The sequence below is a fragment of the Halopseudomonas aestusnigri genome (assembly GCF_002197985.1).
In the GTDB taxonomy this organism is placed as follows: domain Bacteria; phylum Pseudomonadota; class Gammaproteobacteria; order Pseudomonadales; family Pseudomonadaceae; genus Halopseudomonas; species Halopseudomonas aestusnigri.
The window spans coordinates 85,334-104,457 of record NZ_NBYK01000008.1; the positions used below are offsets into that span (position 1 = coordinate 85,334).

At 63.2% G+C, this 19,124-nt stretch carries 17 protein-coding genes; 7 read left to right on the forward strand and 10 right to left on the reverse strand.

What is annotated here, in order from left to right:
* On the forward strand, window positions 1-301 hold a 301-nt coding region (locus B7O88_RS18075), incomplete at its 5' end, for a hypothetical protein (protein ID WP_216359011.1).
* 30 nt (window positions 302-331) lie between these two features.
* Here B7O88_RS18075 and B7O88_RS12135 read toward each other — a convergent pair.
* Both B7O88_RS12135 and B7O88_RS12140 read right to left on the reverse strand, forming a co-directional pair.
* Window positions 332-1,252, reverse strand: coding sequence for an SPFH domain-containing protein (locus tag B7O88_RS12135; protein WP_088276241.1), 921 nt, complete (start codon window positions 1,250-1,252; stop codon window positions 332-334).
* A gap of 26 nt (window positions 1,253-1,278) precedes the next feature.
* Window positions 1,279-1,749 (reverse strand): NfeD family protein, encoded by a 471-nt coding sequence (locus B7O88_RS12140; protein ID WP_088276242.1) that lies wholly within the window; start codon window positions 1,747-1,749, stop codon window positions 1,279-1,281.
* Window positions 1,750-1,903: 154 nt separating this feature from the next.
* Here B7O88_RS12140 and B7O88_RS12145 point away from each other — a divergent pair, with 154 nt between their 5' ends.
* The 4 genes from B7O88_RS12145 (at window position 1,904) to B7O88_RS12160 (ending at window position 5,912) form a co-directional block, all read left to right on the forward strand.
* Window positions 1,904-2,992 (forward strand): transporter substrate-binding domain-containing protein, encoded by a 1,089-nt coding sequence (locus tag B7O88_RS12145; RefSeq protein WP_088276243.1) that lies wholly within the window; start codon window positions 1,904-1,906, stop codon window positions 2,990-2,992.
* Window positions 2,993-3,212: 220 nt separating this feature from the next.
* The gene (locus B7O88_RS12150; RefSeq protein WP_088276244.1) at window positions 3,213-4,160 is read left to right on the forward strand and encodes a triacylglycerol lipase; all 948 of its coding nucleotides are present in this window, start codon (window positions 3,213-3,215) and stop codon (window positions 4,158-4,160) included.
* Window positions 4,161-4,216: 56 nt separating this feature from the next.
* Window positions 4,217-5,224 (forward strand): lipase secretion chaperone, encoded by a 1,008-nt coding sequence (locus B7O88_RS12155; protein ID WP_088276245.1) that lies wholly within the window; start codon window positions 4,217-4,219, stop codon window positions 5,222-5,224.
* A gap of 37 nt (window positions 5,225-5,261) precedes the next feature.
* Complete coding sequence (locus B7O88_RS12160) at window positions 5,262-5,912, forward strand: DUF3047 domain-containing protein (RefSeq protein ID WP_088276247.1); 651 nt, start codon at window positions 5,262-5,264, stop codon at window positions 5,910-5,912.
* Here the strand turns inward: B7O88_RS12160 and B7O88_RS12165 are convergent.
* The 3 genes from B7O88_RS12165 to B7O88_RS12175 are packed head-to-tail and all read right to left on the reverse strand — an operon-like array spanning window position 5,887 to window position 9,035.
* The gene (locus B7O88_RS12165) at window positions 5,887-6,234 is read right to left on the reverse strand and encodes a YdbL family probable chaperone protein (protein WP_088276248.1); all 348 of its coding nucleotides are present in this window, start codon (window positions 6,232-6,234) and stop codon (window positions 5,887-5,889) included. The genes B7O88_RS12160 and B7O88_RS12165 overlap by 26 nt on opposite strands.
* A 23-nt stretch (window positions 6,235-6,257) precedes the next feature.
* Complete coding sequence (locus tag B7O88_RS12170) at window positions 6,258-6,449, reverse strand: YnbE family lipoprotein (RefSeq protein ID WP_088276249.1); 192 nt, start codon at window positions 6,447-6,449, stop codon at window positions 6,258-6,260.
* Window positions 6,450-6,461: 12 nt separating this feature from the next.
* Complete coding sequence (locus B7O88_RS12175) at window positions 6,462-9,035, reverse strand: intermembrane phospholipid transport YdbH family protein (protein WP_088276250.1); 2,574 nt, start codon at window positions 9,033-9,035, stop codon at window positions 6,462-6,464.
* Between the two features lie 129 nt (window positions 9,036-9,164).
* Between B7O88_RS12175 and B7O88_RS12180 the strand changes: the two genes are divergently transcribed.
* Window positions 9,165-10,601 (forward strand): phospholipase D-like domain-containing protein, encoded by a 1,437-nt coding sequence (locus B7O88_RS12180; RefSeq protein WP_088276251.1) that lies wholly within the window; start codon window positions 9,165-9,167, stop codon window positions 10,599-10,601.
* A gap of 178 nt (window positions 10,602-10,779) precedes the next feature.
* Here the strand turns inward: B7O88_RS12180 and B7O88_RS12185 are convergent, their stop codons facing one another.
* The 4 genes from B7O88_RS12185 to B7O88_RS12200 all read right to left on the reverse strand — a co-directional run bounded on the left by B7O88_RS12185 (window position 10,780) and on the right by B7O88_RS12200 (window position 15,510).
* Window positions 10,780-11,751, reverse strand: coding sequence for an IS110 family RNA-guided transposase (locus B7O88_RS12185; RefSeq protein ID WP_088276252.1), 972 nt, complete (start codon window positions 11,749-11,751; stop codon window positions 10,780-10,782).
* 333 nt (window positions 11,752-12,084) lie between these two features.
* Entirely contained in the window at window positions 12,085-13,356 is a 1,272-nt protein-coding gene (gabT, locus tag B7O88_RS12190; protein ID WP_088276254.1) for a 4-aminobutyrate--2-oxoglutarate transaminase, read from the reverse strand.
* A gap of 63 nt (window positions 13,357-13,419) precedes the next feature.
* The gene (gabD, locus tag B7O88_RS12195) at window positions 13,420-14,880 is read right to left on the reverse strand and encodes an NADP-dependent succinate-semialdehyde dehydrogenase (protein ID WP_088276255.1); all 1,461 of its coding nucleotides are present in this window, start codon (window positions 14,878-14,880) and stop codon (window positions 13,420-13,422) included.
* A gap of 162 nt (window positions 14,881-15,042) precedes the next feature.
* Window positions 15,043-15,510 (reverse strand): MarR family winged helix-turn-helix transcriptional regulator, encoded by a 468-nt coding sequence (locus B7O88_RS12200; protein WP_088276256.1) that lies wholly within the window; start codon window positions 15,508-15,510, stop codon window positions 15,043-15,045.
* Window positions 15,511-15,759: 249 nt separating this feature from the next.
* Here B7O88_RS12200 and B7O88_RS12205 point away from each other — a divergent pair, with 249 nt between their 5' ends.
* Window positions 15,760-17,835 (forward strand): TonB-dependent receptor family protein, encoded by a 2,076-nt coding sequence (locus tag B7O88_RS12205; RefSeq protein ID WP_088276257.1) that lies wholly within the window; start codon window positions 15,760-15,762, stop codon window positions 17,833-17,835.
* Window positions 17,836-17,844: 9 nt separating this feature from the next.
* Here B7O88_RS12205 and B7O88_RS12210 read toward each other — a convergent pair whose 3' ends face one another.
* The gene (locus B7O88_RS12210) at window positions 17,845-18,993 is read right to left on the reverse strand and encodes an MFS transporter (RefSeq protein ID WP_088276258.1); all 1,149 of its coding nucleotides are present in this window, start codon (window positions 18,991-18,993) and stop codon (window positions 17,845-17,847) included.
* Between the last annotated feature and the right edge of the window lie 131 nt (window positions 18,994-19,124).

Here is a 19,124-nt window from a genome sequence, read left to right on the forward strand (position 1 = left end):
GGGCGGCCGCGAGCTGCAAGCCTCAAGCTATAAGCTGCAAGCAAACCCGGCCTTGGTGCCGGGTTTGTTTTTTGGGCTGGAAGCTGGAAGCCAGGAGCTTGCGCGGGTGGCTGGATTAAGCGAAGGACCGTTGCCAAGTACTTCGCGTTGGCATGAACAGCACCCAACTGCGCGCCCTGATGGTTCCCACGCTCCGCGTGGGAACCATCAAACCTGCGCCACCGTGAAGCAAAAAAAACCGCACGACTCACGCCGCACGGTTTTCTCTTCCAGCTTCAGGCTTCAAACCTGTAGCTTGTAGCTTGTAGCTTGTAGCTAAGCCGCTTGCGGCTTACTTGCGAGCCGTCTCCAGCGTCTTGGTAATCGCTGCGACGGCCGAGCCGATATTGCTCAGTTCGGCCGGCAGGATCATGGTGTTGTTGGTTTGCGCCAGCTTGCCGAATTCCTTCACATACTGTTCGGCAACCCGCAGCGAAACGGCTTCCTGGCCACCCTGGGTATTGATCGCCTCGGCAACGCGACGCAGACCTTCGGCGGTAGCGGTCGCGATCAGCTCGATCTCGCGGGCCTTACCTTCGGCTTCGTTGATCTGACGCATCTTGTCGGCTTCGGACAGGTTGATGGTTTCCTGCTTCTGACCTTCGGAAATGTTGATCTTGGCTTCCCGCTCGCCTTCGGACTGGGCCACGACGGCACGACGTTCCCGCTCGGCGCGCATTTGCTTCTCCAGCGCATCCAGAATGGTTGCCGGCAGTTCGATATCGGCAATTTCGTAGCGCAGCACTTTCACGCCCCAGGGCTTGGCGGCTTCATCCAGTGCCTCAACCACCTGGACGTTGATGGTTTCACGCTCTTCAAACGTCTTGTCCAGGTCAATCTTGCCGACTACCGAACGCAGAGTAGTCTGCGCCAGTTGAATGGAGGCGTAGCGGTAGTCATTGATGCCGTAGCTGGCCAGCTTGGGATCAACCACCTGCAGGTAGATCACGCCGTCGACTACCACCTGAATGTTGTCCTTGGTCACACAGGCCTGGCTCGGCACGTTTATCGCCTCTTCCTTGAGCGTATGCTTGTAGGCCACCCGGTCGATAAACGGGATCAGGATGTGAAAGCCCGCTTCGAGGGTCTTGGCGTACTTGCCCAGCCGCTCGACGATAAAGGCCGAACGCTGCGGCACGATGCGGGCGGTTTTGGTGAGGGTAATGATGACCAGCACCAGAAACCCGAGTGACAGCATTGTTGCGATTTCCATATGAAAAGCTCCTTGGTCCGAAAAGATCATTTATTGTTGTCGGGATGGGACGCACTGACCCGCAGGACGATGCCCGCATGATCCGTCACCCAGGCCGACTCGCCGCTCTTGAGCGGGTCAGACGACTCCGCATCCCATTTGGCTCCGTTAAGCTGCACGTGACCGACGCCATCAACAAAGTCGGTCAGCACACGCACGCGCATGCCCAGCAGACCTGCGTCGTCCTGATCCCTGGCGGCCAGATCGACTTCGCTGCCACGCAGCCAGCGCTGGAAGCGGCGGCGCAACAGCCAAAGCGCCAATATGCTCGACAGCGAAAATACCGTCACCTGAGCAGGCAGCGAATCGATCAGGCCAAGCAGCGTCAGCAGCCCGACCAGCAGTGCCCCAAGGCCAAAGAAGGCCGCAATCAAACCGGGGATGAAAAACTCCGAGGCCAGCAACAGCAGGCCCAGCAACAACCAGAACGCGTAACTTTCCAGATAACCCGTCAACATCTGCACTCCCTGCCCTTTTGTTCAGACTGCAGGAAGACTACCAGATGGACAGATCGCACGCCCCGGGAAAAACACCGGAGCGTTACCGGGTAGGCAAACTGGCCCCCTGATTTCAGTCTGGTACCCTGAAGACATCATCAACAGGGAGTTACGCATGACCGATCGCCTGATTACCCGCCTGCTATTGTGTCTGCTGCTGCTCGCGCCGCTGGCCGGCGCCACCGAGACCGGCAGCACCAGCCAGCCACCGCTCAGGGTCGGGATTACCGAGGTCCCGCCCTTTGTCATCGCCGATGGCAAGGGCGGCTGGGAGGGGATCAGCATCGACCTCTGGCGCAGCATTGCCGAGCAGAAGGGGTGGGCGTTCGAGTTTCGTCAAATGGGCTTTACCGAGCTGCTGCAGGCGGTCGAAAGCGGTGAGATCGATATCGCCGTGGGTGCGCTGACCATGACCTCCGAGCGCGAACAACGCTTCGATTTCAGCCACCCGTTCTATCAGACCGGTCTGTCTATCGGTGTTGCACGCGCGCCCAAGTCAGGTCTGCTGCAAAGCCTGCGGGCGCTGTTCAGCTGGAGTTTCCTCAGTGTCGTCGGCGGTCTGGCCCTGCTGCTGCTCGCGGCAGGCACCCTGCTCTGGCTGTTCGAGCGCCGTCGCAACCCCCAACAGTTCGGCGGCAGCGCAACCGAAGGCATCGGTGCCAGTTTCTGGTGGGCAGCAGTGACCATGACCACCGTTGGCTACGGCGACAAGGCACCGGTCACCTTTGCCGGCCGGCTGGTTGCACTGATCTGGATGTTTGCCGGCCTGATCATGGTCGCCAGCTTTACTGCGGCGATCACCAGTGCGCTGACCGTCAGCAACCTGCAATACCAGATACGCGGGCCACAGGATTTGCCCGGCAGCACCGTGGCGACCATCGCAGGCACCGCGAGCGCCCGTTATCTCGACGAGCAGCGCATCGTTTCACACGCCTATCCGGATCTCACCGGTGCCATGCAGTCGGTCACCGCAGGCGAGACCGACGCCGTGGTCTACGACCGCCCCCTGATGCAGTACCGCAATCAGCAGCTCGGGCGAGAGCGGCTGGAGTTGCTGCCCGGCGTGTTTGATCAGCAGCTTTACGCGCTGGCCATGCCTGCTGGCAGTCGCCTGCGAGAACCGCTGAACGAGGCAGTGCTGCGGCTGACCGAGTCCGCCGACTGGCGGCTGATTCAGCGCGCCTACCTCGGCGAACAGCTATAGCGAGTCAAGCCCTGAATTGCCGTTCATCGGATTAACAAGCTGAATGGCCCCGTCGCAGAGCCAATGACCCGCCGGTCATTTTCCTGCAATGCTGTTATGCCGCCGTTCTGCGGATCAGTCGCTACTCAGCCTTGCCGAGGCTGGCTATGCTCAGCGCCCAGGCACTGGAAAAAGTGCCTCAAGACGATACAAAACAAGCACAACAACAAGGAGTTTCGTCATGTCGCGCAAGACCCGACTGAGTCTTGCCTGCGGGCTGATCGCCGCGTTCGGCGTCAGCACCCAGGCCCATGCCTTCTGGTTTGGTTCCTCCGGCTACACCAAAACCAAATATCCCATCGTGCTGACCCACGGCATGCTTGGCTTCGACAGCCTGCTTGGCGTCGATTACTGGTACGGCATCCCCAGTGCCCTGCGCAAGGATGGCGCCACCGTCTACGTTACCGAAGTCAGCCAACTGGACACCTCCGAGGCCCGCGGCGAGCAATTGCTCGAGCAGGTCGAGGAAATCGTCGCCATCAGCGGCAAGGGACGGGTGAACCTGATCGGCCACAGCCACGGCGGCCCGACCGTGCGCTACGTCGCGGCGGTACGGCCGGATCTGGTCGCTTCGGTGACCAGCGTTGGCGCTCCACACAAGGGATCCGCCACCGCCGACTTCCTGCGCCAGGTGCCGGAAGGCTCAGGCGGCGAGGCCCTTCTGGCGGGCATCGTCAACGGCCTCGGCGCACTGATCAACTTCCTCTCCGGCAGCAGTTCGAACACGCCGCAGAATTCGCTGGGCTCACTTGAGTCGCTCAACAGCGAAGGAGCAGCACGTTTCAACGCCCGCTTCCCGCAGGGCATTCCCACCAGCGCCTGTGGCGAGGGCGCCTATGTGGTGAACAATGTGCGCTACTACTCCTGGAGTGGCACCCGCCCGCTGACCAACGCGCTGGATGTGTCCGATCTGCTGCTCGGCGCCTCGTCGCTGACCTTCGGCGGTGAAGCCAACGACGGTCTGGTCGGCCGCTGCAGCTCGCACCTGGGCATGGTGATTCGCGACAACTACCGCATGAACCACCTCGACGAGGTCAACCAGACTCTGGGGCTCACCAGCCTGTTCGAAACCGATCCGGTCACGGTCTACCGCCAGCAGGCCAATCGCCTGAAAAACGCCGGCCTGTAAGTACGCGGGCCGCCAGCTTCGCGGCGGCCCGCTTCCCCGACCTGCCCGAGTACATCATGAAAGCGCTTGTCTATCTTCCTTTACTCGCCGCCGCACTGCTGCTCGGCTGGCAGCTGAGTCAACCTGCGCAGGAACCGGAGATCGAGGCGGCCGACAGCCAGCTCGCCCCGAACCCGACGCCGCGCTCAGACGGCCCTCCGGCCGGCCTGCTGCGCAGCGCGCCCGTCGCGAGCCCGGCTGCCGTCGCGCCATCGCTGCGAGGCACCGATATCGACGGCCGGCTGCAGGCCAACCCCGATGGCAGCCTGCTGATCAGCGACCAGCTGCGGCACCTGTTCGACTACTACCTGAGCACCGCTGGCGAGCAGTCGCACGCCGACATCGTGCGTCAGCTGCAAGCCCTGATCAGCGCCAGCCTGCCGGACCCGGCCCGCGGTCAGGCGCTGGACCTGCTGCAGCGCTATCTCGCCTATCAGCAGCAGTTAATCACACTTGAACAGACCTTTCCGGTCGCCGCCGATCTGGATGCGCTGTGGGCGCGCCAGGACGCCGTGCAACGCCTGCGGGCCGAGCTGTTCAGTGCCGAGGAGCACCAGGCGTTTTTTGCCGGCGAGGAACTGTATAACCGCTTCACCCTGGAGCGTCTGGCGATCTTACGCAACCCTGAGCTGAGCGACACCGACAAGGCCTATGAAGTCGAGGCATTGCGCGAGCGCCTGCCCGAGGACTTGCAGGCGCTGCTGGTGCCGCAGATTCATCAGGACCTGCGCCAGCAGACCAGCGCCTTGCGCGACAAGGGCGCCAGTGAGGCCGAGGTGCGGGCGCTCAGGCTGTCGCTGGTCGGTCCGGAGGCAACCGACAGGCTGGAAACACTGGATCAGCAACGCGCCGCCTGGCGGCAACGTGTGAGCGACTTCAACCGCGAGCGCGAGGCGATTCTCAGTCAGCCGGGACTGGCCGACAGTGATCGCGCCAGCGCGGTACAGGCGCTGCTTGAGGAGCGCTTCGACCACACCGAACAGCTGCGCCTCAGCGCCATTGAGCCAACGGCACCCGAGAGCTGAAGCTGCCATACTGGGGCTCCCGACACAGGAGCCCGCTATGCGTCAAACCCTCTTGCTGATGCTGACAGGCTTGCTGGGCAGCGATATCTGCGCTGCCCAAAGCTATGATCCAGCCGACATCGTTCAGTGGCCCGAGCGCACCTTCACCCAGCCGACCGACTATCAGCTGGCAGAGCGCGACGGTCAGACCCTGCTGCGCGCCGATTGCAGCGCCGGCCAGGCCAGCGCCCGTTATCTGGAACACCCGGTTGACCTGCGAGAGACACCGATCCTGCGCTGGTCCTGGAGCATAAGCCAGCCGTTCAGCCAGCTCGACGAAACCCGCAAGCAGGGCGACGACTATCCGGTACGGCTCTATGTGGTCAGGGACGGCGGCCTGTTGCCCTGGCGCACGCTGGCGGTGAATTACGTCTGGTCGTCCGGCCAGCCGACCGGCAGCCAGTGGCCCAACGCCTTCACCGCCAACGCGCAGATGCTGGCAGTCAGCAGCGGCGCACCGGGCGCTACAGCACTGGTGCAGCTGGAACGGAATGTCAGGGAGGATTTCCAGCGTCTGCACGGGCAGACGCTGGATCAGATCGACGGGCTGGCGATCATGACCGACTGCGACAACAGCGGTCAGACCGTCACCGGCTGGTACGGCACCATCGAGTGGCTGCCGGCTACTTCTGGCGCCACTGGCCGTTAAGTTTGATGTACTGCCCGCGCGGGGTACGGTCAATCGCCTTCTGGCCGGCAATCAGCTCGACGTCATTCAGCGAAATGCCGTTGTCGCGGGCCACCTTCTGGTACTCCGCCTTGCGCGCCGCGTTGATCTGCTGCGCCACCTCGGCGGCGTTACCCGACGCCCGCACCACGCCCAGATAACCGTTGGACTGCTCGCCGAGCAGCCCCGCTTCCTTGGCTGCCGGCAGGGCCGACATCGCCTCGTTCAGGCTCAGCGCCCAGGCCGAACCGCTGCCGATCAGCAGCGCCAGCAGGCAACAGGTCAGATATATCGTCTTGCGCATTGTCTTGTTCCTTATTCGCCGGCTCAGAACAGACCGCTGGATTCGTCAAAGACGTCGTCCAGTTGGCGGTCCACCTTGACGTAGATTTCGTGCTCGATCTTCACATTCAGATTGATGTTGATCGGCTCACTCGGCGCAGCCAGCTGCACCGTGGGTCCGGCACAGGCGACCAGCAGGCCGGCCAGTGCCGCGATCATCAGACTTCGCCCGTACATAGGCGCTCCTCGTCAGGGTTGCTCTATCCGCTTTTTGAGCAGGTATTGCTGCACCCGTTGTTCAATGATGTCACTGACCTTGCCACTGAGTTGCAAGCTGGCCAGCAACGCCGGAATGTTCTCCTGCAGATTGATGTTCAGGTTGACCTGCCGCCCCTGCTGAAAATCGGGGTTGCTGCCCTGCAGGCGCAGCGCCAGCGTCAGATCACCGCCTTCGGCCAACTCTACCTGACTGCTCAGTACAGTGTAATGAAATTCCTCCAGTGCTCCGGCCAGCTCGCGCATGCTCGGGTTGCTGGCCGCCAGTCGCTGCAGCTTGTCGGACTGGTAACGCAGCACACCACCGGGCGCGCGCGCCGCAACCGCGCCCTGATCGACCAGCAACTGGCCATCACGCAACAGCACCGGCAGTCGTCCATCCAGCGTACCTCCGCCACTGAGCCCCTCCGTTGGATAGACTTCGAACAGGCGGCCCAGTTCCAGCCCCTGCAGCACCAGCTCTGCACGCTGTTCGGGCTGCGCCATGTCCAGCGTGGCCGGGGTCAGCGATACCCGTCCGCCCAGCAGCGCCAGCGTCAGCCGTTGCGCGTCCAGCGTGCCAGCCAGCGGCTGGTCCAGCGCACCACGATAAGCCAGATCAGCAGCGAGCGGACCTGCAGGGATACCCGCATCGAGTTCCGTCATTTGCAGATCCGCCAGCACGGCGCTGAAGCGATCACCTTGCAACGAAACCTGCACCGGCGTTGTCAGCCCACTGAAAGCGGTCCGATCATAAATCCCCTTGGCACCACTTAGCCGCGCACTCAACCGGGCACGCAGCCCCTTGCCACTGTCGCCCGCCTGCAGCTCGGCATTAAGCTGACCGCTCGACAGGCTAAGCAGCGCAGGCCAACTGGCCAGGGTCTGCTCAAGCGGGTTACCTGCGCGGAAATAAATCGGCGCCAGCGTGCCGTCAAGCTGCCACTGGCCATCGCTGCTGAAATTCGCCTGATGATCGAGCTGCAGGCCGGCCGCGTTGGCCACCTGCCCGCGCCAGACCAGCGCGCCATCCTGCCACTCCCAGTCACCTGAGAGCGACCAGCTTTGCGGTTTGAACTGTGCGTGCTCGACCCGGTTGATCTCGGCGGCAAGTTCGCCGGTGGCGCTCGCTGACTGGCCCTCATCCAGCGGCAGGGTGATCGCCAGAGTGCCTACCCGCGCAGAGGTCGCCGTCAGCGCAAGCTCGGCCGCCGGCAATTGCAGGCGCTGCCAGCCCAGTTCTCCGGCCTTGCTCAAACCGATGGTTGCCGACCGGGCATTGGCCTGCAATTGCAACGGTAAACGCGCGGTAACCGAGCGCGCCGCCAACTCCGGCAGGACCAGCCGTGGCAGTTGCAGCTGCACCAGCAGCGCGTCGCTATTGATCTGCCAATCAGCCAACCCCTGCACTTGCAATGGCCCATCCAGCTGGGCGGTGCCGCCGCTGGGCAAGGTCGCGTCAGCAGAAAGCTGCAGCGCCAAAGGCTGCCCCAGCACCAGCTGTTGCTCGCTGGCCGGTTGCAGCCGCAACGCTACCTGCGCCGGCTGCAACGCGCTCGGCAGCTGCTGCAGTGTCGCCAGCAGGTCAGGCACCAACACCATGTTCAGTTGTGCGTCGGGTAACGCCCAGCGGCCTTGATCACCGCTCAGTTGCAGACTCATCTCACCGGTCAGCGAGCCCACCCCGGCAATCGCCCAAGGCTCAGGCAGCACGACGTTCGCCTGCAGGGCAACCGCCCCGCCCAGCCAATCCTCAACGCGGGCGGGCTTCTCTGCCGGATGCAGCTGCCAACTCAGATCGGCCTGAGCCGCGGTCGGTATCTGCTCGAACGGCAAGGCGCCCAGCGTCAGCCAGCGGCCGAGATAGCCGAACAGCCAGGGTGTCTGCGGCCAGTCGGGAATTGCCAGCTGCCCCTGCCACGCGTGCCCCTGCTGCCACTGGCTGTCGAGCCGAGCAGCCGGCTGGCCATCAATCGCCAGCGCGGCCTGCAGCGCGACACGCTCGGCGTCCAGCTGCAGGCGCGGGCTCAGCGCCAGCTGCTGGCCTTCCAGATCCAGCAGCAATTGGCTGGACAGGGTTGTGCTGCCGACAGAGCGCTCACTATCCAGCCGCCAGCTGCCGGCCAGCAGGCACTGCCCCGTGCGACAGGGCAAGGTTGCCTGAATCTGCTGCAAACGTGCGGAATCAGGCAACCAGCGCGCCAGCGTGCGCCAGAAGGTTTCGTCGCCGAGAAGCACTAGAGGAGAGTCGGTTTCCGACGCCGATGGGGCCTGCTCGGCCGCCGGCAGGTTCAGGACCAGTCGATCCGCCTCGGCACGCTTGAGCATAACGCCTGACCGCCAGCCTGGCGCCAGCGCCAGTTGCTGCAGCTCGAAGGTGCTGCCGTTGTCCAGCGTCAGCGTCAACTCATCCAGCGTAAGCGCACCGGAATGCCAACCAGGCCCAGCCCATGTCAGCTCGCTGATACCGGCGCGCTGCAGCTGCTGGTGCAGATACAGGCGCCCGAGCAGCCCTGCCAGCACCAGCAGCAACCCAAGCAGCAGAAAAATGGAAACGCGTCGACGCATCGTCCCTACACCCAACCGGAATCCGCCCACAGGTTAGCACGCAGCCGACCCAAGACGCCTGCCAGCACCCCATTGCATTACCCAGCCCGCTTAGGCAGGCTGAACACCTGCCCACAACCGACGCGCACCATGCTCACAACAAACCTGCTCCGCCTCGGCGTTCTGCTGCTCGCCACCGCGATCCTTGTCGCTTGCCTGATCGCCGCCTGGCGCCCGATGCCCGCAGGCCTGTCTGCCAGCACCCCACTGCGCCCGGCAGACGACGCCCTGCTGCTGTTTGATCAGACCTGGCGCGACAGCAACGGCGACGAACAGATCCGGCAAGAGATCATGGACCATATCCTCGCGCTGATCGGCGAGGCCCGTGAGCTGCTGGTGATCGACATGTTCCTGTTCAACGACTTTGCCGGCACGGACAGCTATCGACCACTGTCGGCCGAGCTGACCGAGGCACTGATCCGCGCGCGCCAGCAGCATCCCGAGATGCCGGTGGTATTGATCACCGACCCGTTCAACACCCTGTACGGCGGTCTTGAACCTGCCCACTTCGCACGACTGCGCGCCGCCGGAGTAGATTTGGTCATGACCGATCTCAGCCGGTTGCCGGCGTCCAACCCGCTGTGGACCGGCATCTGGAGCCTTTGCTGCAGCTATCTGGGCAACAGCACCGAAGGGGGCTGGCTGCCGAACCCGGTTGGCCCGGGCAAGGTCACCCTGCGCAGCTACCTGCACCTGCTGAACTTCCGCGCCAACCACCGCAAGACGCTGGTGGTCGGCACCGGCAGCGAATGGAAGGCGCTGGTTACCTCGATGAACCCCCATGACGCCAGCAGCCGGCATGATAACAGCGCCGCGCAGTTCAGCGGCGCCGCGGCGCTGGACCTGCTGCAGACCGAACGCGCGGTTGCGCTGTTGTCCGGCTATCCGGCCGCGATCAACTGGCCGTCTGCGCCGGCGCTTGATACCAGGCCCGCGGCTGGCAACCAGCTGCAGGTGCTGACCGAGGGCGAAATCGAACGGGGGCTGCTGCAACTGATCAACTCGGCGCAGGGTAACGACCAGCTCGACGTTGAGGTGTTTTATCTGTCGTCACGGCCCATCATTGAGGCGCTGATCGCTGCCCGGGAGCGCGGAACCCGGATACGCGTGATGCTTGACCCCAACCGCGATGCCTTCGGCCGCGAGAAGAACGGCATTCCCAATCGACAGGCGGCATGGGATCTGCACGACGCCGGCATTGAGGTTCGCTGGTGCGCGACCGTCGGGGAGCAGTGTCATCGCAAGTGGGTTCGTCTGGACAGGGCTGACGGCAGTGCCGAGCTGATCACCGGTTCCGCCAACTTCACCCGGCGCAACCTGCACGACCTCAATCTGGAAACCAGCGTACGGCTGGTCAGCCGCAGCGACGACCCGCAGATCAGCACCCAGCGAGCCGACTTCGAGCGCCAATGGCAGAACGCCAACGGTGCGGTCTACAGCCTGCCCTACGCAGACTTTGCCGATCACAGCCGTTGGCGCTATCTGGTCTATCGCTTTATGGAAGCGAGCGGCCTCTCAACCTTCTGAGCGCCGCCGGGCGCCCATATCCGGGACGGCCGCACCACCGTGCGGTCGTGACCACGGACACGGCGTGCCGTGTCTACGAAACGGTATTTTTACCCGGCTCAGTGCGCACAGTTAAGAACCGCCGAGACCCGCAACACCACACCTATCAGCACCCCTGGCGTAGATACCGTCTTCCCGGTCAGTGTGCAAGCGCTCTGATCGGGTCGAACGGCTGACCTGATTTCAGTACGCCGTAGATGATGTGCAGCAGCTTACGCATGGCGGCGCAGACGACTAGCCGACCTGTTTTCCCGCGTTCCGCCAGCCTTACTTTCATCGCTTTGATGACCGGATTGTAGGTCATCGCCGAGAGGGCTGGCATGTACAGCGCTGCGCGTAATCGGCCTGACCCGGTGCGCGAGATGATCGTCTTGCCTTTGTACCGCCCGGACTCCTGCAAGCGTGGGTTAAGACCACAGAACGCTACCATTTGCCGGGCGCTATCGAACCGCAATGGGTTACCCAGTTCTGCCAACAGCAAGGCTGAGGTGCCGTCGCTAACGCCATCAATGCTCTTCATTAGTTGCTTTTGTTCTCGCAGCCCCGGGTCATTGTCGATGTGATCGTTAATCGCCTTGCTGATCAAGGCTATCTGACCGTCCAGGTGCTCCAGATGAATGCGGATGGAGGCTTGGGCTGATTCTGCGCTAACGTCCAGACGGTTGCGCTCCATCTGCGCCAACTCCTGCAGATCGGCAAGCCGACGTACCAGGCCGCGTAGCTGACGGATGCTCTCTGGCTCGGGCTCCCAAGGACGCAGCTCTTCCAGATGGCGCTGTGCGTAGCGGGCGATCAACTTGGCGTCAGTCTTGTCGGTTTTAACCCGGCGCAGCTCGCTTTGCGCATATTTGGCGATGCGTGCAGGGTTGATGACACAGACCTGATAGCCCCGCTGATGCAGATGCGTCGCCAGCGCTTCGTGGTACACGCTGGTTGCCTCCATCAGCACCCAGCAATGTGGCTCGGCGTGCTTCTCTAACCATTGGTCAAACTGCTTGAAGCCTTCGGGGGTGTTCGCCAGCTTGGCCTTGGTGCGGTATTTATCGCGCTCCAGCGGTTTGGCGATGTCGAAGGTGTGCTTGGCGATGTCGATTCCGATAACACAGGTCATGGGGGCCTCCGGCTCTGTTGACAGGCGATCGTCACCACACTCTGTTCTACCTTGCGAATACGTGCTCAGGCGCTCAGCGCCGGCACCAGATACCGTTCGAACTGTCTGAGTGTGTTGGCAGGAGACGGCCCATCTACAGACCAAGCTCTTGAGGCTTCAGGGGCACGACGACCTGTCACCTGCCGCCCGATGATCAGTCGGGGACCATGGTCACAGGGACCAAAGTCAACATACAAGGGGCGCGGCATGCCGCGCCCGCGGGCGTTGCGCTTGCATCGGTCGGCCCGGGAAGCCGCCGTGCGAGCATGACCACGGGCACGGCATGCTGTGCCCCTACAGCTCGGCGAAGCAAGCGGCGATGATGTCCATGCCGGCGTGCAATTCGACGTCGGTCGCGGTCAGCGGCACCAGAATGCGAATCACGTTGCCGTATTGGCCACAGGACAGCAGGATCAGCCCCTTGTCCCGCGCGGCGGCAACAATACGGCCGGTCAGATCTGCATCCGGCGCACCGTCGGCGGTGAACAGTTCGCAGGCAACCATGGCTCCCAGGCCGCGCACATCGCCGATACGCTTATCGTCTGCCGCCAGTGCTTTCAAGCGGCCGGTGAGGATCTCGCCCACGGTACGGCTGCGCGCCAGCAGGTTTTCCTCTTCAAACACCTCCATCACCGCCAATGCCGCAGCACAGGCCAGCGGGCTGCCGGCGTAGGTACCGCCCAGGCCGCCGGGGGCGATGGCGTCCATTACCTCCGCACGACCGCACACGCCTGCCACCGGAAAGCCACCGGCGATGGACTTGGCGAAGGTAGTCAGATCGGCAGCGACGCCCATCTGCTCCATGGCGAAAAAGGTGCCGGTCCGGCCAGCGCCGGTCTGCACCTCGTCTGCCACCAGCATGATGCCGTGCTGGTCACACAGCGCGCGCAGGCGCTGCATGAAGGCCGGGCTGGCGACATAGAAACCGCCCTCGCCCTGCACCGGCTCGATGACAATGGCGGCGATATCCTGTGGCTGGGCGTCGTTCTTGAAGATCCGCTCGATACTGGCAATCGCGTCATCGTCACTGACCCCGTGCAACGGGCAGGGGAACTGGGCGCGATAGACACCACCCGGCATCAGGCCCATACCTGCCGAATAGGGCACAACCTTGCCGGTCATCGACAGGGTCATCATGGTGCGGCCGTGGTAGGCGCCGGTGAAGGCAATCACACCCGCGCGGCCGGTCGCGGCACGGGCGATCTTGACCGCGTTTTCCAGCGCTTCGGAGCCGGTCGTCACCAGCAGGGTCTTCTTCGCGAAGTCGCCGGGTACCTTCTCGTTAAGGCGCTCGCACAGGGCAATGTAAGGCTCATACGCCAACACCTGAAAACAGGTGTGGGTGAACTGATCCAGCTGACGGCGCACGGCATCCATCACCTTGGGGTGACGGTGGCCGGTATTGAGCACCGCAATGCCGCCGGCAAAGTCGATGTACTGTCGGCCTTCCACATCCCATACGGTCGCGTTTTCCGCACGCTGCACCGCAATCGGGTGAATCTGGCTTACACCACGCGCGACAGCATTGTGCCGCCGCTGCATCAGGGACTCGTTGGTCTTGCTCATAACCGCCTCGCGGGAAGTAAGGGGAGCAAACGGCTCCCCGTCAGGTTGGTGCACAGGGGCGGCTCAGATGCCGCCCAGACAGAGGTACTTGATCTCGATGTATTCCTCGATGCCGTACTTCGAACCTTCGCGGCCAAGACCGGAGGCCTTCATGCCGCCGAACGGCGCGACCTCGGTGGAGATCAGGCCGGTATTGATGCCCACCATGCCATACTCCAGCGCCTCGGCAACGCGGAATACGCGGCTCAGATCACGGGCATAGAAGTAGGCCGCCAGGCCAAACTCGGTATCGTTGGCCTGACGAATCACGTCAGTCTCGTCGCTGAAGCGGAACAGCGGCGCCAGCGGGCCGAAGGTCTCTTCGCGGGCCACGGCCATGCTGCTGTCCACGTCGGTCAGAATGGTCGGCTCGAAGAAGAAGCCGCCCAGTTCATGCGACTTGCCACCAGCGATGACCTTGGCGCCCTTGTCGGTCGCATCCTTGAGATGGCGCTGCACTTTTTCCACAGCGCGGGCGTCGATCAACGGCCCGGTCGTGACGCCCGCTTCGGTGCCGTCACCGACCTTCAGCTTGGCCACAGCGTCAGCCAGCTTGGCAGCGAAGGCGTCGTAGACCGAATCCTGTACGTAGATACGGTTGGCGCAGACGCAGGTCTGACCGGCGTTGCGGTACTTGGAGATCATCGCGCCCTCGACCGCGGCATCCAGATCGGCATCCTCAAAGACGATGAAGGGTGCGTTGCCGCCCAATTCCAGCGACAGCTTCTTCAACGTCGGAGCGCACTGCTCCATCAGCTTGATGCCAACACCGGTGGAGCCGGTGAAGGACAGCTTGCGCACCACCGGGTTGCTGCACAGTTCATCACCCACTTCGCGGGAGCGATCCACATCGGCAGTGACCACGCTGAACAGGCCCGCCGGCACGCCGGCCTGCTCGGCCAGGTGGGCCAGCGCCAGCGCCGAGAACGGCGTTTGCGGGGCCGGCTTGAGTACCATCGCACAGCCGGCGGCCAGCGCCGGACCGACCTTGCGGGTAATCATGGCTGCGGGGAAGTTCCAGGGCGTAATGGCCGCGGTCACACCGACCGGCTCCTTCTGCACCAGAATGCGCTTGTCGGCCTGATGACCGGGAATCACGTCGCCATAGACCCGTTTGGCCTCTTCGGCGAACCATTCCAGGAAGGAGGCGGCATAAGCCACTTCGCCACGGGCCTCGGCCAGCGGTTTGCCCTGTTCTGCGGTCATGATGCGCGCCAGGTCTTCCTGGTTCTGCATCATCAGCTCAAACCACTTGCGCAGTACCTGCGCGCGTTCCTTGGCGGTGCGCTGACGCCATTGCTGCTGCGCCTCGCGGGCCGCTTCAATGGCGCGACGGGTTTCTTCGCCGCCCATGTTCGGCACACTGCCAAGTCGTTCATGGGTCGCCGGATTGGCGATCTCGGTACGGGCGCCCTTGTCGGCCTCGCACCAGTGACCGGCAACATAGGCTTGCTGGCGAAACAGGTCAGGGCAATGCAGTTCCATCCGAAAAGTCCTCGTAACAGGGAGTGCTTCGGCTGTCGTAACGCATTTAAAACAGCCTTGTTTGATATTTCAAACATGCTAAGCGTGCGGACGCGCGCAGGCAATACCCGGACAAAGAAAAAAGCGATGGGACAATCGATGCCCGCGAACCGGGCACCGGAATCAGGCGGCGGTTTCGCCGTCGAACAGTTCGGGGCGTACCTGCTGACCTTCTTCAAGCAGCCCGGCAACCCGCTGCAAACTGGCCAGCAGCATCAGTTGCTCCCAGTCTGCCAGTTGGCCAAAGCGCTCAAGGAAGGCGCCCGGCAGCAGCGCGGGTTCGGCCTGAATGGCCGCCAGCCCCTTTTCGGTCAGGGCCAGATGCACCTTGCGCTTGTCGCTGGTACTGCGCACCCGATGCAACAGGTCGCGACTTTCCAGACGATCAATGATGGTACTGAGCGTGGCTTGCGATACACTCACCTGCCGCGCCAGATCTCCCAGGGTGCTTTCTCCCATGGCCTTGATGCTGTGCAGAATGAGCAGTTGAATGGGCGTCAGGCCACTGTGGCGACCAAGACGCTTGGCGTGAATCTCGCTGGCGCGCTGCAAACGGCGCAAGGCAAGATAAAGATCGTGCATCATATGCATGCGTTATACCTCCCGACGACGAAGACGCTCCTTACAAAAGTTACAGCAAGAAAAAGAGCATCTCCCATAAAAACCTTAATAACGCGCAAAGATACACCCAATTTACTTTCACTTCAAAGCAATAAGCCTCGTTCGGCTCCCCCAAATCCCCCCTGCCATTCCAGCTGCCCTGACAAGAGCCCCCCTGATAGACTGCTGTCAGACACCGCCGCTCAGGCGAAACACATCCGATAACAACAGTCCGTGCCGATGAAACCCACTTCGTTCCGAGTCGTGATCAGCAGCGCGTTGCTCTGCACAACCCACCCCGCGTACAGCGCCCCAGATGCGCTCAAACTGCCCTCCCAGACCGTGCTCGGTGCCAGCGATGACAGCCGTGACCTGAGCCTGCCACTGGCGCGCAGCAGCCTGTTCGCCGAGCAGCTACCAACAGCCAATCTCGGCGCCAACCTGTCAGAACCCCTGCAAAGGGTGCCGGGCCTGCTTGCGCTGAACCGCCAGAACTACGCTCAGGATGTACAGATTTCATCCCGCGGCTTCGGCGCCCGTGCCCAGTTCGGCGTGCGCGGCGTGCGCCTGCTGCAGGACGGCATCCCACTGACCATGCCCGACGGCCAGGGCCAGCCAGCGTTATTCGATCTCGATAACCTGCAACGCATCGAAGTGCTGCGTGGCCCGCTCAGCAGCCTGTACGGCAACGCCTCTGGCGGCATCATTCAAGGCTTCAGCAGCGAAGGCAGCTACTACCCTACCCTGAGTAGCCGCAGCAGCATCGGCAGCGACGGACTCTGGCGAGAACGCCTGAAGTACGGCGCTCAATATGGCGACCTGAATGTCGCCGCCAACGTTTCCCGGCTCGAAACCGACGGTTACCGCGACCACAGCGAAACCCGCCGCGACATGGCCAACCTGCGTCTGGGCTGGGATATCGACGATGCCTCCAGCCTGACCCTGCTGTTCAGTGCGCTGGACCAGCCGGATACCCAGGACCCGCTGGGCCTGACCGCCGCCGCGCTGGCCGCTGACCGCCAGCAGGCCGTCGCCCAGGCCGAGCGATTCGATACCCGCAAAAGCGTCAGCCACCAGCAAGCCGGGATGAACTACCAGCGCCGTCTGGCCAACGATGACCAGATCACCGTAATGGTCTACGGCGGCGAGCGCGACGTGCAGCAGTTTCTGGCTTTCCCAGGCGATTCGCAGTACTCCGGCGGGGGCGTCATCGAGCTTGATCGCCGTTTCGGCGGCAGCGAACTGGGCTGGCAACGCGACACATCGGTGTTCGCGTTGCCGGTCACGCTGGCCGCGGGCCTTGGCTGGAATTATCAGGGCGAAGGCCGCAAGGGCTTTGTAAACCAGTTCGGCCGCAAGGGTGGTCTGCAACGTGACGAGTTCAACCGGGTAGAAAGCCGCGAAGCCTACCTGATCAGCACCTGGCAGCTGGCACCGCGCTGGAGCCTGACTGCCGGCGCGCGCTACAGCAAGGTCAACTTCGATTCCGACGACAAGTACCTGGTCGACGGTCAGGACGACAGCGGTTCGGTCCGCTACGACGAAACCACGCCGGCACTCGGGTTGAGCTACCAATGGACACCGACCGTCAGCGTCTACGCCGCCGTTGGCAAGGGATTTGAAACACCGACCGCACAGGAACTGGCCTACCGTCCGAACGGCAGCGGCCTGAATCTGGACCTGCGCCCGAGCACCGCCGATAACGCCGAGATTGGCTTCAAGCTGCGCCGTGACCGGACGCAGATGGATGTGGCGCTGTTCCATACCCGGGTCGACGATGAAATCGTCACCGGCGAGCCGCAGCTGAACACTGACCGCTCCACCTATGCCAATGCAGGAAAATCGACCCGTCGCGGCGTCGAGCTGAGCGTCGAGCAGCAGCTTGCCTCAAGCCTGACGGGCTACCTGGCCTACACCTGGCTGGACGCGCGTTTCGACCGCTACATCAACGGTAACGGCGATGATCTGGCCGGCAACCGTCTGCCCGGCGTACCGCGCCACAGCCTCTACGCCGAGCTGGCCTGGCAACCGAACGAACAGGTGAGCACCGCGCTGGAAATGCAGAGCCTGAGCCAGCGCTACGCCAACGACGACAACAGCGCCGAAGCCGCAGGCTATGCGGCCTTCAACTGGCGCGCCAGCTACCGCCAGCAGCTCGGCAATCTGCAGCTGGAACCGTTCGTCCGCATCGACAACCTGACCGACCGCGAGTACATCGGCTCACTGATCGTCAACGGCGCCGGCGCACGCTACTACGAACCGGCGCCGGAGCGCAGCTGGCTGCTTGGCCTGGACGTACAGTACCGCTGGGACTGAGCCCAAACATCAGGCGCGGTCGATGCTGACCGCGTCGAACGCCCCGGGCCGGCGCGCCAGCAGCACGAAGATCAGCGCGGCAATGGCCATCATGATCGGCAGTGCGTGGCCGGTCAGCCACTGGCTGACCGCGCCCGTCAGCATCGGCCCGAGCAAACAGCCAAGACCCCAGAGCATGGCGATGTGGGCATTGGCGCGCACCAGTTCATCATCCCGGTAACGCTGCCCAACCAGGATGATCGACAGGGTATAGAGCGCGCCGGCACTGGCGCCAAACAGCACCAGCACCGGCCAGATCAGCACCGTATGCAGCACTAGCGGCAAGGCAATACTGCTGAGCAGCAATATCAGCCCGCAGAACCTGAACAGCGCGGTGCGCGAGACTCGATCCGCCAGCGCGCCGACCGGCACCTGCAGCACCGCATCGCCGACCACCACGGTGCTGACCATGATCAGCGCCAGCTGCTGGGCAAAGCCCTCGCGGATCAGATAAACCGGCAGCAACGTCAGGGTCATGGTTTCAAACCCCGCAAACAGCACCATCGCCCAGGCAATCGCCGGCAGCTGACGGATGAAACGGCGCAGGCCACGCCCGCCTGCGGCGGCCGCATCCACCACCGGCGCACCGGTGACGGTCATCAGCATCAGACTGCCAAACACCAGCAGCCCGGTGGACAGCCAGAAACCGCTGTCCGCCTCGGTGCCGATAAAACCCAGCAGCAGCGGCCCGCACAGTTGGCTGAGGGCAAAACCGCTGCCGTATACCGCCACCAGCCGCCCGCGCAGGCGATCCGGCACAATCTGATTGATCCAGCTTTCGCCAAGGATAAAGGTCACCGTCAGCGAAATACCCAGCACCAGCCGCAGCAGCAGCCAGACCGAATAGCTCGGCCAGATCGCCAGCAGCGCAACCGATACCGCACTGCAGACCATTACCAGGCGCAGGGTATTCTCCGAACCAAGCCGCCCCGCCAGCCGCCCGCTCAAACGCGAGCCCAGCACAATACCCACCGCCGGCATCCCCGCCATGACGCCAATGGCAAAGGTGCTGTAGCCCCATTCGTGCAGGCGCAGCGACACCAGCGGCAGAGTCACGCCAAGCGCCAGCCCGACGATCACCACCGCGGCGGTGACAACGGTGTAGGTTTTCCAGTTCATAGGGGTCTCAAGCCGCAAGCCGCAAGCCGCAAGCCGCAAGCCGCAAGCCGCAAGCCGCAAGCGAAACAGGGTGAGTTAGGCGGCTAGGCCGTCAAGTGTTTTGCAACGTCCCGCAGCGTTATCAAGCTTTA